The following is a 17,449-nucleotide window of genomic DNA, read 5'->3' as shown; positions in this document are numbered from 1 at the left end:
TGTGCTTTTGCTTTATACCAACTTTTGCTGCCATTCAATTGTTCAGCGGAATGATATCTATTACTTCCAATACAGTCTTTTTTGAAGGCTTACCATCTCGAGAAAGCTTATGTGTTCTTTTCACTTTTAGCTTTAAAAAATCAGCACTAAAAGCTTTCACAGGAAGCAAGTCATGAATATTACAATTAAGGGCCTTAGCCAATAGGTTAATATGACTTACATTATATCGCGCTGAAAGAGTTGGGTTTTCAATACTTCCCACCAGCTTTTCAGAGAACCCCATTTTCACCGACAAATCAGCTTGCGAAATCCCTTTCTGCTTCCTCAACTTCTTGACTTGATTTATCAAATACCAGTCAAGTTGAGAAATCGTAATTTCTAATATTTGTCCTTTTCCGCTCATTTCAATCAGAAATGACGCTGAATGTTGGCATAATTTTACCTAATCATAATTAGGTAAAATGAACTAAATCGCTATATTTGCTCGCAATGAAGTAGATTTTGTTTTCTAAATAATATTTTAGCGAATTCTTCAATTGATTTTAGAGGTATTCGCACTTAGCGTCTCGTCCTGAAAACTGGTAATTTCCAAGACTTCGAGGCAATAAGTGAGATGCTCACGCCATTGGCGTGGGCCCACTTATTCGTAGTCAGGTATACCAGTACCTCAGGACAGTAAGTTGGGTTCCACGCCATACTTTTTGTGTAGGCCACTACTGATAGGGGACGTTCCAGATTTTCAATCCAAACTATCAAGGAGCGTATGGACATAGCCCAAATCAAAACTGACGAGTACCAAATTTTCAGACTTTTTTCCTCTGACTCTGAGCATGGGCTGACGTTAATATATAATAGACTGTCAAAGCCTATTCAACGATATGGCCTTCGTCTCGTCCAAGACGAATTCATTGTAAATTCCATTATTCAGGAAGCCTTTTTGAAGATGTGGGTATTCAGAGAGAGAATGACCAGCATGGACCACATTAGAAGATTCTTAAAACTAATTGTGCGTTGGGAATGTATGGCCTATTATCGAAATTCAAAGCTACAATTCTACCGCCGCCTTGTCAGTCTTGACTGGTTTGACACAAAAGCTATTGATTCATTCCCTGAACAAGATGGAGTAGACTCAAAGAGTAAATTCCTAAATGAAGTGCTCCTGCTTATCCCGTCACTTCCCAATCACGGGCAACGACGGATACTTGATCTGCATCTTTGTGAGGGATTAACCGCGAAAGAAATCTCTCAACGCTTAAAGCTACCTGTTCAAACAGTGAACAAGGAAATTGAAAGCGCCTGTGAATACCTGCGCTCGCTATTAGTCCCGAAAACGTCTTCATCAATCTACAGACGAACTTCCACAGAAATTCGATTCTATCATGATAGGCTAACGACTGAACAGAGTCACATATATTCAATGCGGCTAAATCTTCACTATACCTTCCTGCAAATTTCCGAACTTCTAAAACTCCCTCTACCCTATGTCCAGCAGCAATATGTAAAAGCACATGCCATCTTAAAAGAGATTTAATACCCGTTACCTGTCGCAATGAAAGAAACTACAATCACCACGACGCGAAAGATCCAGATACTGGTAGATAGCCCTGACAAAGACTTCATCAAGGATGCTTACAAGACCTTGTCCCGCTGGCAGGCAATCTGTCAACGAAGCGCTAACTACCTTTTCACGCACCAGTTCATCCAGCATCAATTAAAAGACATGGTGTATTTAAGGGAAGACATCCAACTCAAACTTGCCGACTGGACGACCGATCCTCAAGGGATGCTGACAACCTCGCGCCAGAACAGCACCTACCGGTTCCTTTCCAGTCAATTTAAAGGGCTGATCCCAATGCATATTCTAAATGCGTTGAACCATACACTAGTCAGCACCTATTCTCAGAAAGCGGGAGCTTATCAGCGCGGAGAAGAATCGATCTCAAATTATAAGCACGATATTCCTATCCCGTTTCTGGCAGAGAACGTACGCCGGCTCACCTATATCAAGGAGCGGAACGAATACAGTTTTCAACTATTCTCCATTCCCTTTCGAACCTATCTGGGTCACGACCAGGTGGACAAGCGCAGACTAATGCAACAATGGCTGGAGGGGACGGTTAAATTCTGCGGCAGTTCCTTACGGCTGGCAAAACGGAAGCTATACCTGCTTGCCACGTTTGAACAGAAAAAGGAGCGGCCAGTTCTTTCCGATGAAATAATTGCAGAAGCATCCCTGTCCCTTGACTATCCGGTAGTGCTAACTATCGGAAAGGCCGTATTCAAGGTCGGTAATAAGGAAGAGTTTTTATACAGGCGCATGGCCATCCAGGCTGCGCGACAACGCGCCTTGAGTGCGGCATCATTTTGTCGCGGCGGCAAAGGTAAAAAGCGAAAGTTCCAAGGTACTGCCAAATTCAAGGACATCGAGAGAGAGTTTGTTCGCACCAAGCTCCACACCTATAGCAAAAAGGTGATTGACCTCTGCCTCGCTCATAACGCAGCAACACTTATCCTGGTAAACCAAACGGAAAAGGAAGAACAGGCGAAGAACAATACCTTTGTTCTTCGGAACTGGGGCTATGGTGGGTTGAAAGAGAAACTGGCCTACAAAGCCGCGCGGGCAGGGATAACGATCATAACAGAATAACTTTTTTGACTTGAGCGTCGAAAAAAAAAGAGGGTGCTTGTAAACCCGTAAAGTGAGGCCAAGATTAGCACTCACTAAGTAAGGTCCGGAATTCTGGGCCACGGAGGAACATGATGAGCGTCATGATAGAAGACCATTGGCGTGGACTTAATCAAAGACAAAAATGTTTTTCCAGACACCAGATCCCAATTCTTATATACAACGGCTCACTTATTCGTTTTTAAAGTGAGGAAATAAGGGGCTATAATAACCCCTCGTCTGCGAATGAATAATAGCTTTCGCTGGTAACTATGATGTGGTCCATCAGTTGGATCTCCAACAGCTTACCGCCTTCGCTGATTCGCTTGGTAAAGCTAATGTCCGCTTGACTGGGCGTAAGATTTCCAGAAGGATGGTTGTGGCTTAATATGATGCCAGAAGCACCTACTTTTAAGGCTGCAACAAAGATCAGCTTGGGATCAACGACGGTAGCGCTCATGCCACCGGTAGAGAGTTCATAGATACCCAGGACGCGATTGGCCCGGTTGACGAAGAGTATCTTAAACTGTTCAACCAATTCGATTTTTGACATGTCCCAGGATTGCATCAGTAGAGCGCCAGCGTCTTTGGAGCTACTGATCTTGGCCCGGGAAGAAGGTTTGACGGAAGACTTGTAGGACAGTTCAATTTCTGCCACTTCGAATTGTTTTGATTGATTGGTGTTGTTTTCCATAATCGTTAAGAATTTATTATGGAACTGCTGTTGCGAAGGGTAGCCGAGCTGTCAATAAGGAAACGGAATAAATTTGAAAAAGACACATGGCCGAAGGCCCCCTGAATTTTATGCCGTAAGCTTTTGACTGCTCGACGCATTCGCTGCCCGAAGCATCTTTGTGACAGAATTAATTCTTCAACGATTTGGACCCAATCAATAAAATCTTCGAGTGTGAAATTTTACCGCCCGAAGCCTTTTCTACGTTTCCGCTTCCGTGTCAACCTTAGCGATGCTTCTGGTGCTTGGTCATGCTCAAGATGAGGGCTGATTAGGCCACCAATAATGCCGGCCAGCGAATCTGCTACGCTTGGGTTCGTTGCGTTAGGAAGGTCTTTGGGCTTTGGACTAGCGTCCAAATTTCTATTGGTCCTGAAAGGAGGCTTAGTTGAATTCTCACTCGAAATCGGTGATTTTTTAAGACCATCCATGTGACCTCGCTTTGTAGCGACAGTTTTCGATCGGGAATTTGCATTAAGAATGATTTGGCTATCCCGCTCCTTTTCGTAGTCTATTTTATCTTTTAGCGTTGTCCACTTGAATTCATTCCCAAGCTTAGAACCTGTCATTACCATTCCTTGGTAGGAATACGATACACCGCTCACATACCCTGTACTGGCAATATTAAATTGTGGTGCTATTCCTTTCTTCTCTAGCGCCTGGATGAATTCCGAAACTGTCATGTTGGAGTCCGCATCCAAGACGCCTTTCACCATTGCCTGTAGCTGTATTTTAAGGGAAGGTCCTCCTGTGCGCTTCATCATCTCTAATTCATCCTTGGTGACAGCGCGCTTTGTAGCTTGTTTGCTGGGAGCCACGTTGGTGAGATTGTACTTTATTTCAAGACCACGGAGTATTTTCTCGCTGCGCGCGAAGTCATTGCTGTCGCTTAGTACCTTTCCATCATAGCCAATACGGTTAACCAGGATGTGCAGATGTGGGTGATCCGCGTCGTAGTGCCTGAAAATGATAAATTGATGCTGACTGAATCCATTGGCCTTCAGGTAGTCATTGGCAATCTGTCTCATGGTGTCATTGGAAAGATTTTCATGTGGTGGAAAATTCAGGGACGTGTGGTAGAAAAATTTCTGAAGGTTTGGCCGGAGTACCTTCACCATCTGAATTTCTTTCATAATTGACTTTTCAGTGACGCGGGAAAAGGAATGGTCGAGCACCTCGGCCAGGTTTTTTTCCAGTTTCTCCAGGTTGTAGCGCAAAGCACCACGGAATCCCCTACCCTTGATCTGGTTCCCCGTCACTGGTCAATGCTTTTAATATGTAATCCAATGCCTCCTTCAATTCAACCTGCTGGGCGAGGTATTCCTTTGGAAATTCCCTAAGATTGATTCTGTGCGTTATCTGATTAAGATTAACGCCGATCCTTTTCAACTCTCGATACAGGGCCGCTTCTACGGGAGACAACTTTAAAGGTGGGAATTTGCCGGTAAATACAATCCGACGTATCCAGTTCGCGGGTGTCATGCCGCTAGCTTGCGCGTGGGCAACAGCTTTGGCATGCTCCGTTTCGGTCAGGCGAATGTTCACCTGAAAGATACGCTTGTCTATATCGTTTACCTTTGGGCGTGACATCATCTATAAAAACCGAACGAAGTGATCAGGTTGATTTATAAAAAGCTTCTCCAAGCCGTTGGAGCGTAGCGGAAACATGGCTTGCTCCGTAACGGCAAGCTCGTAGGTCTATTGAAGCTAGCTGTACTTTACAGTGTTCTTCTTTCACTATAGTTGGATATGATTGAAGCTGATTAGACATCTTTGGATCTCTCGTTTAATTCTTTTTTGGAAGGTTGAATACGATTGGCTCTGGTTGGCCTTCTTTTAGCTCATGGGCATCTTTGAACTCGTGCTTTAATTTTACTACCCTTGTAGCTGGCTGGGGGTTCTTCTTTTTGTACGTGGCGATCGCACGAACCAGGCTGAAATAATTAAGGGCTACCGGCACGCCTGATTCCTTCGCAAGGTCTTCCTGGATGATGACCAGGGCCATGGCGTGGCTCATGGCAAAAATCAGGGGAGCATACTCCTCGACTACGAGTGTATATGCTCCCCGTCTTTTCTCTTTTAAAAATCTCACGATAAGTTTCTTTTCCATTCTACTCCCCTCCTATGAATAACCGGATGGTCCTTTTGTCGACCCGGCGATATTCCCAGAAACGCTTTGCCGAATCACCCTTGGCTTCGGTAAAATCAATGACGAGATTACCCAGGTTATCTTTTTTCGCCCGTGTCGCTAGCTGGCTAATACGGTCATGAGCGTTGATGATTTTCCTCGCCTCGTTAATGTCAGCTCGAAGCGACCAATACCAAATTCCAAGGCTAACGGATGCCATACCTAGTCCAGTCCAAATCATCCACTTGACTGCGATAGCAAGCTGGAATTTCCAGGATTCTCCTTCACAATTAAAATGAAAGACCTTAGGGCTGATTCGGGAAGAAGCTTGGTCGATTTGAGACACAATCTTTTGGTTGGTTTCAATGTTCGATTGCATCTCTTTATGAATAATATATAGTGCTGGCAGCACGGGGTCATTTTCGCTAAACCTGAACCCATACTGGCTTAGCAATGAAATGGAATATGCCCTTAGTTGGACGCGTTCCTTATCAGTCATGGCCATGACCTATAGATTTAGTTTTTTAATTGATTCGATGAAATAGATCGATATAAAAGGACTGACACTGGCTAGTCCCTGGCCGTCTTTCAACACCGTCTCTATGTTTCGCATCGCGCTTTCGTTTTTATCCTCTGCCAGATCAAAGGGTATCAAGGGTAGCGTATGCTCCAAGACATATTGCTGCAACTGCTCCTGCTGGCTTTGCGTACAGGGATACATACCATTGTGAGCAACAACGATTTCAATGGCTCCCTTGGTAGATTCAACAAGCTCATCCAGATACGTCATGGTAGCTTTAAAAATATTTCCACCACCGACCACACAAACGAGTTGGAGATGAATATTGCTTGCCTGAAGCAAACTCAAGGTCCCCTGAAGGCTATTGAGGATGAAAAATTTGGGCAGCTGCTCCGAAACACTTCCGCCTAGATCCGCAATATAGAGCGGGTGGCCTGCTAACGCTATACTTTGAAAAAGCTCCATGAAAGTACCGCGGTTGATACTCTTTGTCTTTGGATCCAGAAACGGAACAACCGTAGGGTTGCGATAGGCCAGTTGTTGTTTAGTTGACTGGATCGCGTCATCGAGATCAAGAATCACTGCGTCTTGATACTTTTCTGCAAGCATAAAAGCAAGCAGCGACTTGCCCGCTCCGCCTTTGCCTTGGACAATGAAATAAATTTTCTTTTGCATAGTTATTGTTTTTTTTAAGAAATGGTTGACTGTTCCAAATACACTTGCTTACCGACCATCGCCTTTACTATTCTCCATGAATTTGCACGGGAGAAATGCTATAGTCTGAGTCGCGCGATCAATTTATCACCCCCGCAATCGCCAACTTTCCTTGACATGTTGCGCATTGATTATCTGACAACAATCTAGGTTTTCACATCAGCGTTTTTAGCATAGTAGAAGTCTACTAGAAAGAAATAATCGTAAAATGCTGAGCAAGAAATGTTGAGGCTAGAATCGCCACGTAAAACAATCCGTTACCAAAAATGCAAACACTCATTGATAGTTTACCTCACAAGAAAATCACGCACAAACGGTGAGAAAAAATGGCCGACTTACAAAAAGTTAAAAAAAATGATTAGTGATTACGATTCAGTGAATGAGTTCCGCGGCAATACATTCAAAGATTCTTTGATGAGTGTCGATTTCCCGAGCCGCTCACGCCCGTCACCACCGTTATAATGTCCAGCGGAAATTTCACCGTCAGGTTGATAACTGAGAATCCGAGTGGCCGACCATCGTTTTCCGTTTTGTCCTGACCATCAATTTTCAGATCACGTGACCACCCAATTCCGCCACCATTTGACCAGAAACGAGTCTAGCAATCAAGGGGGTTCAAAAGCTAGGCGAGTTCAAGTCCTCAGGTAACTTTAGTTGGTCACGCGCTCCTGAAACAAAGTGGTCAATGGGGTCGGTATCTCCATACTATTCTTAAAAAATATTAACGAACATAAACATCATGCCCATGATCCTGCTGCGACCAATAGACAAGCAGTTACGCTCGTCAGTAAATGTGCACGGCTTTCCCTATATTTCTACCATATCAAAGGATATCGATACTCGATCGCTAGCGGGCTCCAATTCTACGTATCACTAATGAGATACGAATTTGTTTCATCCTCATCTACTTAAGCCAAATCTGACGGCTGTCGCTTCTCTTATCAAAAATTTCCTCCAGATAAAGAGCGTATCCCCAAACGCATGAATTTTTCTTTTGCTCGCCCATTCGAAATAAACTCCTTACGACCGCCCTGGAATTTCAAGTATCTAACACCCTCAGACCATTAAGGGTATTTTTTTGGTATTGTCAGAGAAAATGCTTTGAATCGCGTTTTGTAAATAAACGCTACAGTCATCTGGAATTTCTGGCCTTTTGTTCGAAACGGGGGCGGAATAAACTCAAGTGACTCTATTTCCTTTCTGCACGTTTCTTCTGCTATGCTGTCAAAATCATTTCTAATCAAATCCGCTCGTTCAAGCTTTCCATCACCATCCAATACCAAATGATATTTTACCCTACCCCGACCTTTGGTTTTCATTTTGCCCGCAGGATATTGGGTAAAGTCATGCTCTTTAAAGCCCATGGATACTTCCGTGTCAGTATACTGCGCATAGCTAAAACCACAAATAGACACAAGTAGAATCGCTGTAATCAATATTCGGTTCATCTGAACAATCTCCCTCCGTTGATTTTAATATGAGTTGTTTTTATTCTGATACTTATGAAGTTATCTGAAAAATATTTTGACGTCTTGGGGCTACCAGAAACAACATTTCTAAAACCAATATGTCCCATGCCATTTCTGATAGAAAGCTCGGGGTCCTCTACTGTCGTGTCTCTGCTTATTGCCAACTTCACTTTCACGCCTGTGGTACCTTTCGGCAACTTCTGAGTAAACGTCCGCGGCCTTCCCTTTCCTCCAGTTTTTCCTTTGTGGAGAATCCGAAGTGACTGACCATCTTTTTCCGTTTTGCCCTGACCATCAATTTTCAGATCACGTGACCACACAATTCCACAGCCATTTGACCAAAAAAGAGCCTAGCAATCAAGGGGTTCGAAACCTTGGCGAAGTTTAAGTCCTCAAGTAACTTAGCTGGTCACGCCCTCCTGAAACAAAGTGGTCAATGGGATCGGAATCTCAAGCTCAATCCGCTCCGAAGTTTCGTCCGATTATTCGCTTCTCAAGGACTTAACCGGATTAGCCCGTGCAGCTCGAAAAACCTGCATTCCGACGATTGTCAGCGCAAAAACTGCACATACTGCTCCTGCAATCGGAAATGCCCACCAGGGGATTGGAATTCGATAGGTGTAACGAGTCAAAAAATCTTGAAGGGTCCACCAGGCAAACGGAATTGATACCAGAAAAGCAACGCCAAGTAATTTAGCAAAGTCAAGCGCTATCAGACCCACAACGTTAGATGTCGAAGCTCCCATAACCCTTCGTATTCCGATTTCTTTGGTACGTTGCTCTGCAGTGAACGAAGAGAGGCCGAACAGACCCAATCCGGTAATGATTATTCCTAAACCAGCGAAGAGCAATGACAATGTATCAATTAAATTGATTTCCGTAAATTTTTTCTGAAACTCGACGTCTACAAAACTATATTCAACTGGGTGAGCAACAGCATACTTTTTAAATATGCTTACGATTTGCGACACTGCTCCTTTCAAATCATTTGACTGGTTTAGCCGAACCGTCACAGCAGTAGACCAATCTTTTTCAAATGTTATAAGCAGCGGTTGAACTCGTTGGTATGGAGAATCCGTTACTGCATTTTCAGAAATGCCAACGATCGTCTTGCGGACTCCTTGGTTAAGTTCAAGCTGTGCGCCGATTGGATCTTTCAAACCCATTAAATCTAATGCTGCTTTATTAACTATTATTTCTTGTGCGTTTTGTCCAAATCTTTCCGAAAAATCGCGCCCGGCAATGAGCTTCATTCCAGTGGTCTTCAAAAAGTCAAATTCAGTGCTAATCTCAAGTGCCAGTACTTTTTCTTCCTCGCTAATTCCCGGCCACTTAAGCCAATTGTATCCTATAATATTTGTAATAGGCGAGCTTGAGCGGGTGACACCTTGGGCCAACCTCAATTGCAGCAATTCATTCTTTATCGAACTGTAATTTTTATCGATCTCAGGATTGGATTTTATTGTTAACAGATTAGCCTTTTCGAATCCCAAATCCCGATTCTTAACATACTGAACTTGTTGGTTTACGACGATAGTTCCAATGATTAGTATGATTGAAAAACCTGTTTGTATTGTCACCAGAGTTCGCCGTAGAAACGTAGCTCCTGCACCAATTTGCACCTTACCTTTCAACACCTGAACTGGCCTAAACGTTGAAAGATAAAAGGCGGGGTAACTTCCTGAAACTATACCAGTAAACAGAATTGTGCCAAGTGCCAACAGCCAAATACCTTTCTCGGCATAGTCAATTGACAAATGCTTACTGACCAAGCCGTTATAGTATGGCAGGATTAATTCTGCCAATAACACCGCAACGCCAAAGGCGATCGTTGCAATCAGTACTGCTTCGCCGATGAACTGAATTACTAAGTCACGTTTTCCAGAACCGAGAGCCTTTCGTATACCAACCTCAAGGGCGCGACGTTCCGATCTGGCGGTAGCAAGATTCATGAAATTGATACATGCCATAATAAGAATGAAAATCGCTATGATCGAAAAAAGCCTAACATACTCAATCAGCCCACCAACAATTCTTCCGTTTTCAAAATTGGAATACAAATGCCATTTGGAGAGGGGGTAAAGAATAAATGTCTTTTTTTCCGCAGTTAGGTCATTTTGCGATGGCAGTTCACGGATTCGATTTTCAACCTCATGTTCCGTAGCACCTTTGGTTAGCTCAACGTAAACGTTATAGGAGTAATTACTCCAATCACTTGCACTATTTTTAACATGTTCCAATGACAAGCTCCAAGGTAAAAGGAAGTCAAATTGCAAAGATGAATTTGCGGGAACATCTTGCAGAACTCCCGTCACCTTTTGATCAAAGACGTTGTCAACTCGAATGACCTTGTTAATCGGATCCTCACTTCCAAAAAGCGCTTTGGCTGTAGCGGATGAAATTACAATTGACGTTGGCTCGCGCAAAACATTGTCTATGCTTCCTGATTCCAGCGGAAAATTGAACATTTGCAGAAATTCCGGGCTGGCATAATATCCAATTTTTGTTATGGGTTCGTTTCCCTTGTTGAGAACGTGTTCACCACCATAGTCTGTGATCGCACAGTTAACGATTCGGCTATCAAACGCCTTCATTCGTGTATACGCAGCGGGAGGAGCCGCACCCCAAGTATTAATTTTACCGTCGTAAGGAACATTGGCCATGATCTTATACAACTCATTTCGCTTCGCATGTGACCGATCGTACGAAAGTTCATCTAAAACCCAAAGAGAGATCAGAAGAAAACATAGTATACCAATGGCAAGTCCGATAATGTTGATGAATGGGTAGATCCCGCTTTTTCGAAGGCCTCTGAGCGTTACCAAAAGATAATTCTTTATCATACTAACGAATAAATAGTGGAATACTTAACATTTAAGCGAGTTACCCTAAGCGCTGCTGGCAGCACTTGATTTTCGAAGACATCCAAAAGTTATGAAAATTTATACCAAAATCCATTTTTTCAATCACCAAAGAGATAGAAACTTAATTCACGTTAACGTTTGTGAATGCAGTTGGGATACTATTTCCGATTCCTAGGCTGAATAGTTGACCCAATTCTGAACGGCGATCCAAGCCGCATAATTAACCTAAATTCGCTGACAGCTAGGATACGCAAGACAGGCTAGGGGGATTGATGGAAAATCAATAACTTGCACAAACGTCGACATTATCGTATGGTCAGGTTGGATCAAACTATTACCATTGTTAAAGAACTCCGAGAATACATCATTCCTCTAAATGATGAGGAACTGTCATTGCTGCAGACAAGCCTCTTACACGAGGGCTGCCGGGAACCTCTTATTGTTTGGGAAAAAGATGGTCAATTAATCCTGGTGGATGGCCACAACCGATACAAGATTTGCCAGAAGAATGGAATCGCATTCAAAATTCGCAAGATGCCTTTCCAAAACATGGAGGAGGCGAAGGTATGGATGATTGACAATCAAATGGGTAGACGAAACTTGACTAACGATCAAATGAGTTATTACCGTGGCCTCAGATACAATTCCCTCAAACAGAAGAAGGGTGGATATGCAAATGTCGCATCTAAGGGTCAAAAAGATATTTCGACGTCCGGCAAAGTTTCCAAGTCTTTCAATATTAGTGAAAGTACTATCAAGAGAGACGCTAAATTTGCGGAGGGCTTGGACATTGTTGGCCAGTCAAATCCCATGCTAAAGACAAAAATTCTACTTGGTGAAGCCAAAGTAAAAAAGGGAGATGTGCAGGCACTTGCCAGCGCAAGAAACCCCGGTAGACTGACCATCAAAAATGAAAAGGACCTTTATAATAAGGCCAAGATAATTAAGCAGGAAGTTCTACAGCAGGTTGAAAAGGGACTTAAAGATCTTGGGAAGAGAAAAAATAATGACGATGAGGATAATCGGGAACCTTTATTTTTGGAAAAGGGTGACAAGCTACGCCGATTAAAAGGGATGATTCTAAGCTCCATTAATAAGGCTATTAACGACAAAGACATCAAGGCAATGCGAGAGCTGAAAAAGCTCGTTGAAAAACTTGAAGGAGAGCTATTTTAATCCTGCCTTCAAACATTTTTTTACAGAGAATAGACCAGCTCTTGACCTTATTTGGTGACTATATTTTTTGAATGACTATTAAACTATCTGACAATGTCAATCGCTTGCATTCACCGGTTGCTACAAGTTCATCAACAAATTTGACGACTCCCGGAAAATGTTCAGAATAGTCATGAAAGGCAACATGACCTTGAGGAACGACCCATCTGAAGAAATGTCTGAAATCGGCCGAAACGCTTGAGTAGTCATGTAGTGCATCAATAAAAATCATGTGAATTGGAAGAAACCACTTTACATTATAAGAAAAATCTCGGATCAATTCAACGACATCTCCAAGTCCCGCCGTTTCAATATTTCTCCTAAACATCAATAAACTTGGGGGAAATTCTTGGACTTCTTTGTCCAATGCACCAACCACACCGTCGTGTGGATCAATAGCGAACACCTTAGCCAGTGGAAATAACGCCTTGACAACACCTCCAATGGCGACGGTAGATTTTCCTTGGTAGCTTCCTATTTCGACGATGTTTGGCCTTGGTCCAAAACTGGCACAGGCTTGTATAGTTGTCACCATAAGCAAATCAGTTTCTGCTTCGCTTAGCCATCCTTCTATCTTTTTAGTGCGTTCTCTAAACGATAATAGTGTTGACATAATGAAATATTTAATATGTATCAATACCCCAATTCAAGTTGATTCTTTATGAGGTCAAAGTACTTCCCTTTTTTCGAAACAAGATCCGAATGATTCCCGCACTCCACCAGTCTGCCTCCATCTAAAACCAGTATTTGATCCGCATCACGAACGGTGCTTAGTCGGTGAGCAATTATCACCGCGGTTCTACCATGAATGAATTTCCGTAAGTTCTGCATAATAATAAACTCATTTTCGGCATCCAGCGCACTCGTGGCTTCATCGAAAAATAAATACTCTGGATTTCTATAAACGGCTCTTGCGATAAGTATTCTCAGGCGTTGTCCCATGCTGATCCCAGATCCGGCATTGCCGATCATTGTGTCAAACTTACGAGGTAACCCATTGATGAAAGATTCGATATTAGCAATCCGAGTAGCTTCAAGCAATCTTTCCTCAGAAATTTCTTCTTCTTGGGTAATATTCCGGGAAATCGTTGAAGAAAAGATAAACCCGTCTTGCATCACAACGCCACAATGATTTCTTAACACGCTGGCTGGTATCTCATTTAAGTTTATTTCGCCCATCTGAATTGTCCCAGAAGATGGCTGATACAGGCGTAACAATAATTTAAGAAGTGTGGTCTTTCCACTTCCACTGGTTCCGACGATCGCGGTAGTTTTTCCTCGTGGAATAACTAAGTTGATACCCTGAAGAACATACGGACCATTAAAACCTCCATATCGGAACCAAACATCTTTAAATGAAATATTGCAAGGGGGCAGGTTTGCAAGCAGCTGACACCGGTTATGCTCAAGTGGTCCTTCATCCTCGCCTTTCAATTCGTAAATTTCCCCTACTCTTTCGGCTGATATCTTTGCCTCGTGGGTGGATCGTATAAACGACAGGATTTGTTCAACCGAGATAGTCATTATGCCCGTAACAAATATCACCGCGATCAGGGTCCCTATTGAAAGTGTCCCATTCACTACATCTAATGCAGCTATCCAACCTATGATGATGTTTTGCAACCGTGTGAACATGACCGCGCCAATTTGCTGATACTGCTCCTGGGATAAACTCTTCAATTTCAATTTCAATAGCCTACGCTGCATCCCCTCCCACTCCCAACGTTTTAATCGCTCCCAGTTGTTGACCTTGATTTCTTGTATGGCTGATATCATTTCAAGGAGAGAATTCTCTGTTCGCGATTCATGGCTAAATGCCTTGTACCCCTGTTCCTTTCGATGCCTAGTATATAATTGTGTCCACAATGATGATAATACAGTTCCTACCAAAAACACACACAGTATTTGAACACTATGTATGTAGACAAACCCACAAAGAACGATGAGCGTGCTTACCGAAACAGCTGTGGTAAATGCACTGCTGGTTATGTACTTTTGTAGTTTATAATTGTCTGCAATTCTATTATGAACATCACCGGCCATTTTGGAATCAAAAAAACTTATCGGCAGATTCATAAGACGAGTCAAAAATTCTGAAACCATCGATATATTGATCCGATTGGTCATTTTAATAATAATCTTGTTTCGGACTAGGTCTATTGTGGAGGAACAAATAACAATACAGACTTGCGCTCCTATAATCACTTTAATAAAGTGTAAATCACCAAACCCAATACCTTTATCAACGAGTGATTGGATCAAAAATGGGAGAAGTAGCGCAAAGCCGGCCGACATCAACACAAAGAATAAAATATAAAATATCGACCCACGGTACGGGGTAAGATGCTTTAAAAAAAAAGCGAATTTCGATGTTTGCTTATTAATGTCTGAAGTTGTTTTAAATTCGTCAGGAGGTTCGAGAATGAGGCATATCCCATTCGTTTCATTGGGTGGTATCCAGAGTCGCATAAAATCATCTTTATTCAATTTTATTGGTCCGAATTGCGGATCGACCACTGTGATATTAAGTTTGCTGCGGTCGCCCCCTAATCGGTGCGGCGGAATAACAACGAAATGGCTCGATTTCCAATGAAGTATACACGGGAGTGGTACAAGGTCAATAAGCTCTTCGAGCCCTATTTTAACGGACAAGGTTTTGAACCCAAGTACCTCGGCTGCATCGCTAAGGGCAGAAAGGCTCACTCCTTCGCGCCCAAAGAAGGTAATTCTTTCTGCATAGCTACGGGAAAGTGGCAGATCGTAAAACTTTGCAATCATCCGTAGACAAGCAGGTCCACAATCCATCGAGTCAAACTGTTTATAATACGGGAAGCCTTTCATGCTAATTCGTCGGATATTATTGGAGTTTGTCTTTTTAGTTTACTAATGATGGATTTGATTTGCCCAAAATGACAGAGATGGTCCTCAAGAATGTGATACCAGGCAAAAAAAAGCGCGTCTTGTTCTTCTCTACCCGTTTCAGTCGTCCACTTGTCATTAACACCGATAAAGGCGGTGCTTGTCTTATTTCGAACGTCGGCCCAAAGCGTTGCATAATAGTCAAACGGGTTTCCTTTTATCCGGCGAGTTAAAAGTTGACCAGACAAGGACCCATTCCAATAGGTCCCTTCTTCTGTGTTGAATTTTCTATTTTCAAAAGTCAGAACCCGATAGTAATCTTCCGTTGCTATCATGTGACGAAGAAGTGTCCCGATCGAAGGAGTCCAGTCGTCAGGAAAGAAGTCGAGTTGATCATTTGCCAATTCCGAGACTCGCTGTGAAATGTTCTCCTTTGACGTTTCTAATAGCATCAAAAGCGTTTCAAATCTTGTTTCGCACAAGGTATCCGGAGGTGTCATAAATTAATATGGTTTGAATAAAATGCTTAAATGCTAGCCATTGACAGAACGGATTCCTTAGTGTACAGCCGCCCGTCGGAATAAATCATAGGTGTTAATCCCCATCTAATAGCGCTTTCTATGTCTGGAAAAAATCCTCTACCTTTGAAATTGGCGCTCGTATTGCATAAAATAGGGATTCCACTGAGCTTTTCGAATTCCATTAACAGCTCATGCAAGAATGGATGGCTTAGGCTGTTTACCGTTTGTAATCTAGCTGAATTGTCAATGTGGCTTACAGCGCCTAGAAGGTCAACCCATTCGTCTCGAATAGTATGCTCAAACAACATATAGGGATCTGGACATCCCGGGTTAAAAAATTCAACTGCACGCTCTTCTGAGCACATAGGGGCTATAGGACGGTAATATTCCCTAATTTTTAGATAGTTCAACTGATCTTTCATTTTTGGATCAAACGGAGCGGCGACAATACTCCGATTTCCGAGTGCACGCGGACCTATTTCAGCACGTCCATTCAAGACTGTAACGGGCAATCTTGTTTGATAAAGAATTCTTGCAAGCTCGACGGGCGAACATTCCTCAGTTGTCCAACCGTCTGGAACAAAATCCCTCGTAAGAGTAGGGCCGCTGTATACGTTCCACGCAATAGCCAAGCAATCTGCATTTCCAGCCCAACTTGCCAAAGCGGCACCTAGGGAACTGCCCGCATCATTCGGAAACGGAGGGACCCATACTTCATCGAATATTCCTGAGTTCCTTAGTGCGGTGTTCCACTTAATGTTAAGCGCAGCTCCGCCCGCAAGACAAAGATTCATCCGTCCTGCCCTTGGTGCGACTGCTTTCTTAATGGATGAGATAATGAGGCCTTCAAGAAAATAGTGCAAGCTGCATATAACATCTTCATCAGTATATTTTTTGTCTCTCGAACAAATTTGAAACTCTTTTGAAAAAATATATGGATACTGGGGAATTAGTTTGGGGTTAGTAGCAAACGATAGTGTTTTAGAGTAGCACCTCTTTAGATCTTCAATAATTTCATTGTCTATTCGTCCGTACCCGACATAAGCCATCACTTTCCCAGCAACCGAAAGTTCGTCCTTAATAACATTTTCATTAATCTTAAACGGCCCGTAGTGCTGGCAAAAAATCGAGTACACATTGACGGCCATGTAGAATAAATCGCAAATGAAGACAACCGATCTTCTAACGGAATCAAAAAAATACAATCTTGGATACATGCCCCCATCCCAGACCAGTATATAGGAGCTCTCCATTCTACTGGCAAAAGGGCTTGTGCAGTAAGACGAGAGAACATGTCCTGCGGCATGAGTAAAACTCTCATATGGCAAGGCCAAATCCGAATGTGCAAGTTTATCAAAGCCATATTTCCTTAAAACAGAACTACCTTTGGGCTCATGATAAGGGGCGGCCAAAATCTCACTCTCAATGCCCAAGTACCGAGTCTTTATTGTAGAATGTTCTTCACCGACCCAACCATCTATAGAAATACGGTCAACATTCGCAAGGTTATACCCGTAAGGTATTATTTCTTTGTCGATATCCTCCAAACAATCAATAAGCTTGAATCTATTATTGTTGTTGAGTTTTTCCCATTCCAGGCATAGAACAACTTTGTTATCCTCGATGATAGTAACAGAGCTATCATGAGTTAATTTCAGACCACATATAACCATTGTAATTACAATTTATGTTAAGCATTAAAGTAAAAACGAATAGGCGCGACGAACCTGACGCCGAAGTAAACCATCTGAATACCGGCAG

The 17,449-nt window shown here is 42.8% G+C and carries 16 protein-coding genes; 3 read left to right on the top strand and 13 right to left on the bottom strand.

From position 1 onward, the window contains the following. Positions 1–34 precede the first annotated feature (34 nt). On the bottom strand, positions 35–403 hold the full coding sequence (locus JI741_RS07565; protein WP_202008437.1) for a helix-turn-helix transcriptional regulator: 369 nt from the start codon (positions 401–403) through the stop codon (positions 35–37). Positions 404–763: 360 nt separating this feature from the next. Between JI741_RS07565 and JI741_RS07560 the strand changes: the two genes are divergently transcribed. Continuing rightward, the gene (locus JI741_RS07560) at positions 764–1,531 is read left to right on the top strand and encodes an RNA polymerase sigma factor (RefSeq protein ID WP_202008436.1); all 768 of its coding nucleotides are present in this window, start codon (positions 764–766) and stop codon (positions 1,529–1,531) included. Positions 1,532–1,549: 18 nt separating this feature from the next. Continuing rightward, the gene (locus JI741_RS07555; protein WP_202008435.1) at positions 1,550–2,647 is read left to right on the top strand and encodes a transposase; all 1,098 of its coding nucleotides are present in this window, start codon (positions 1,550–1,552) and stop codon (positions 2,645–2,647) included. Between the two features lie 241 nt (positions 2,648–2,888). Here JI741_RS07555 and JI741_RS07550 read toward each other — a convergent pair whose 3' ends face one another. The 8 genes from JI741_RS07550 to JI741_RS07515 all read right to left on the bottom strand — a co-directional run bounded on the left by JI741_RS07550 (position 2,889) and on the right by JI741_RS07515 (position 11,054). Beyond that, positions 2,889–3,359, bottom strand: coding sequence for a JAB domain-containing protein (locus JI741_RS07550; protein WP_202008434.1), 471 nt, complete (start codon positions 3,357–3,359; stop codon positions 2,889–2,891). A 221-nt stretch (positions 3,360–3,580) separates the two neighbouring features. Then, positions 3,581–4,615: a relaxase/mobilization nuclease domain-containing protein gene (locus tag JI741_RS07545; protein ID WP_202008433.1), complete on the bottom strand. Its 1,035-nt coding sequence runs from the start codon at positions 4,613–4,615 to the stop codon at positions 3,581–3,583. Positions 4,616–4,631: 16 nt separating this feature from the next. Beyond that, on the bottom strand, positions 4,632–4,988 hold the full coding sequence (locus JI741_RS07540; protein WP_439647547.1) for a plasmid mobilization protein: 357 nt from the start codon (positions 4,986–4,988) through the stop codon (positions 4,632–4,634). A gap of 196 nt (positions 4,989–5,184) precedes the next feature. Beyond that, positions 5,185–5,508 carry a hypothetical protein gene (locus JI741_RS07535; RefSeq protein ID WP_202008431.1) on the bottom strand — a complete coding sequence of 108 codons (324 nt, stop codon included), beginning with the start codon at positions 5,506–5,508 and terminating at the stop codon, positions 5,185–5,187. Between the two features lies 1 nt (position 5,509). Continuing rightward, a complete protein-coding gene (locus JI741_RS07530; protein ID WP_202008430.1) occupies positions 5,510–6,031 on the bottom strand; it encodes a hypothetical protein in 522 nt (173 codons plus the stop codon). A 3-nt stretch (positions 6,032–6,034) separates the two neighbouring features. Continuing rightward, positions 6,035–6,721 carry a P-loop NTPase family protein gene (locus JI741_RS07525; RefSeq protein WP_202008429.1) on the bottom strand — a complete coding sequence of 229 codons (687 nt, stop codon included), beginning with the start codon at positions 6,719–6,721 and terminating at the stop codon, positions 6,035–6,037. Between the two features lie 1,103 nt (positions 6,722–7,824). Further along, entirely contained in the window at positions 7,825–8,208 is a 384-nt protein-coding gene (locus JI741_RS07520) for a hypothetical protein (protein WP_202008428.1), read from the bottom strand. 503 nt (positions 8,209–8,711) lie between these two features. Further along, a complete protein-coding gene (locus tag JI741_RS07515; protein WP_236675943.1) occupies positions 8,712–11,054 on the bottom strand; it encodes an ABC transporter permease in 2,343 nt (780 codons plus the stop codon). Between the two features lie 351 nt (positions 11,055–11,405). On the opposite strand from JI741_RS07515, the gene JI741_RS07510 reads away from it, so the two are divergent. After that, positions 11,406–12,269 (top strand): ParB N-terminal domain-containing protein, encoded by an 864-nt coding sequence (locus JI741_RS07510; protein ID WP_202008426.1) that lies wholly within the window; start codon positions 11,406–11,408, stop codon positions 12,267–12,269. A gap of 58 nt (positions 12,270–12,327) precedes the next feature. Here JI741_RS07510 and JI741_RS07505 read toward each other — a convergent pair whose 3' ends face one another. Genes JI741_RS07505 through JI741_RS07490 form a run of 4 tightly spaced genes read right to left on the bottom strand, consistent with a single transcriptional unit; the run spans position 12,328 to position 17,361 of the window. Then, on the bottom strand, positions 12,328–12,921 hold the full coding sequence (locus JI741_RS07505; protein WP_202008425.1) for a class I SAM-dependent methyltransferase: 594 nt from the start codon (positions 12,919–12,921) through the stop codon (positions 12,328–12,330). Between the two features lie 20 nt (positions 12,922–12,941). Next, positions 12,942–15,149: a peptidase domain-containing ABC transporter gene (locus JI741_RS07500; protein ID WP_202008424.1), complete on the bottom strand. Its 2,208-nt coding sequence runs from the start codon at positions 15,147–15,149 to the stop codon at positions 12,942–12,944. Next, positions 15,146–15,667 carry a DUF664 domain-containing protein gene (locus JI741_RS07495; protein WP_202008423.1) on the bottom strand — a complete coding sequence of 174 codons (522 nt, stop codon included), beginning with the start codon at positions 15,665–15,667 and terminating at the stop codon, positions 15,146–15,148. The genes JI741_RS07500 and JI741_RS07495 overlap by 4 nt, the downstream gene beginning before the upstream one ends. Positions 15,668–15,693: 26 nt before the next feature. Then, complete coding sequence (locus JI741_RS07490) at positions 15,694–17,361, bottom strand: carbamoyltransferase N-terminal domain-containing protein (RefSeq protein ID WP_202008422.1); 1,668 nt, start codon at positions 17,359–17,361, stop codon at positions 15,694–15,696. Between the last annotated feature and the right edge of the window lie 88 nt (positions 17,362–17,449).

Origin of the sequence: Chryseolinea lacunae (assembly GCF_016735595.1) — a bacterium.
GTDB lineage: Bacteria > Bacteroidota > Bacteroidia > Cytophagales > Cyclobacteriaceae > Chryseolinea > Chryseolinea lacunae.
The sequence above is the reverse complement of the archived record's forward strand: the minus strand, read 5'-3'. Positions and strand labels throughout refer to the sequence as shown.

Bases quoted from the DNA above. Each gene is read 5' to 3' on its own strand.
- JI741_RS07560 (WP_202008436.1), top strand. From the start codon at position 764: ATGGACATAGCCCAAATCAAAACTGACGAGTACCAAATTTTCAGACTT.
- JI741_RS07540 (WP_439647547.1), bottom strand. From the start codon at position 4,988: ATGTCACGCCCAAAGGTAAACGATATAGACAAGCGTATCTTTCAGGTG.
- JI741_RS07505 (WP_202008425.1), bottom strand. From the start codon at position 12,921: ATGTCAACACTATTATCGTTTAGAGAACGCACTAAAAAGATAGAAGGA.
- JI741_RS07530 (WP_202008430.1), bottom strand. From the start codon at position 6,031: ATGGCCATGACTGATAAGGAACGCGTCCAACTAAGGGCATATTCCATT.
- JI741_RS07510 (WP_202008426.1), top strand. From the start codon at position 11,406: ATGGTCAGGTTGGATCAAACTATTACCATTGTTAAAGAACTCCGAGAA.
- JI741_RS07495 (WP_202008423.1), bottom strand. From the start codon at position 15,667: ATGACACCTCCGGATACCTTGTGCGAAACAAGATTTGAAACGCTTTTG.
- JI741_RS07520 (WP_202008428.1), bottom strand. From the start codon at position 8,208: ATGAACCGAATATTGATTACAGCGATTCTACTTGTGTCTATTTGTGGT.
- JI741_RS07565 (WP_202008437.1), bottom strand. From the start codon at position 403: ATGAGCGGAAAAGGACAAATATTAGAAATTACGATTTCTCAACTTGAC.
- JI741_RS07490 (WP_202008422.1), bottom strand. From the start codon at position 17,361: ATGGTTATATGTGGTCTGAAATTAACTCATGATAGCTCTGTTACTATC.
- JI741_RS07500 (WP_202008424.1), bottom strand. From the start codon at position 15,149: ATGAAAGGCTTCCCGTATTATAAACAGTTTGACTCGATGGATTGTGGA.
- JI741_RS07550 (WP_202008434.1), bottom strand. From the start codon at position 3,359: ATGGAAAACAACACCAATCAATCAAAACAATTCGAAGTGGCAGAAATT.
- JI741_RS07525 (WP_202008429.1), bottom strand. From the start codon at position 6,721: ATGCAAAAGAAAATTTATTTCATTGTCCAAGGCAAAGGCGGAGCGGGC.
- JI741_RS07535 (WP_202008431.1), bottom strand. From the start codon at position 5,508: ATGGAAAAGAAACTTATCGTGAGATTTTTAAAAGAGAAAAGACGGGGA.
- JI741_RS07555 (WP_202008435.1), top strand. From the start codon at position 1,550: ATGAAAGAAACTACAATCACCACGACGCGAAAGATCCAGATACTGGTA.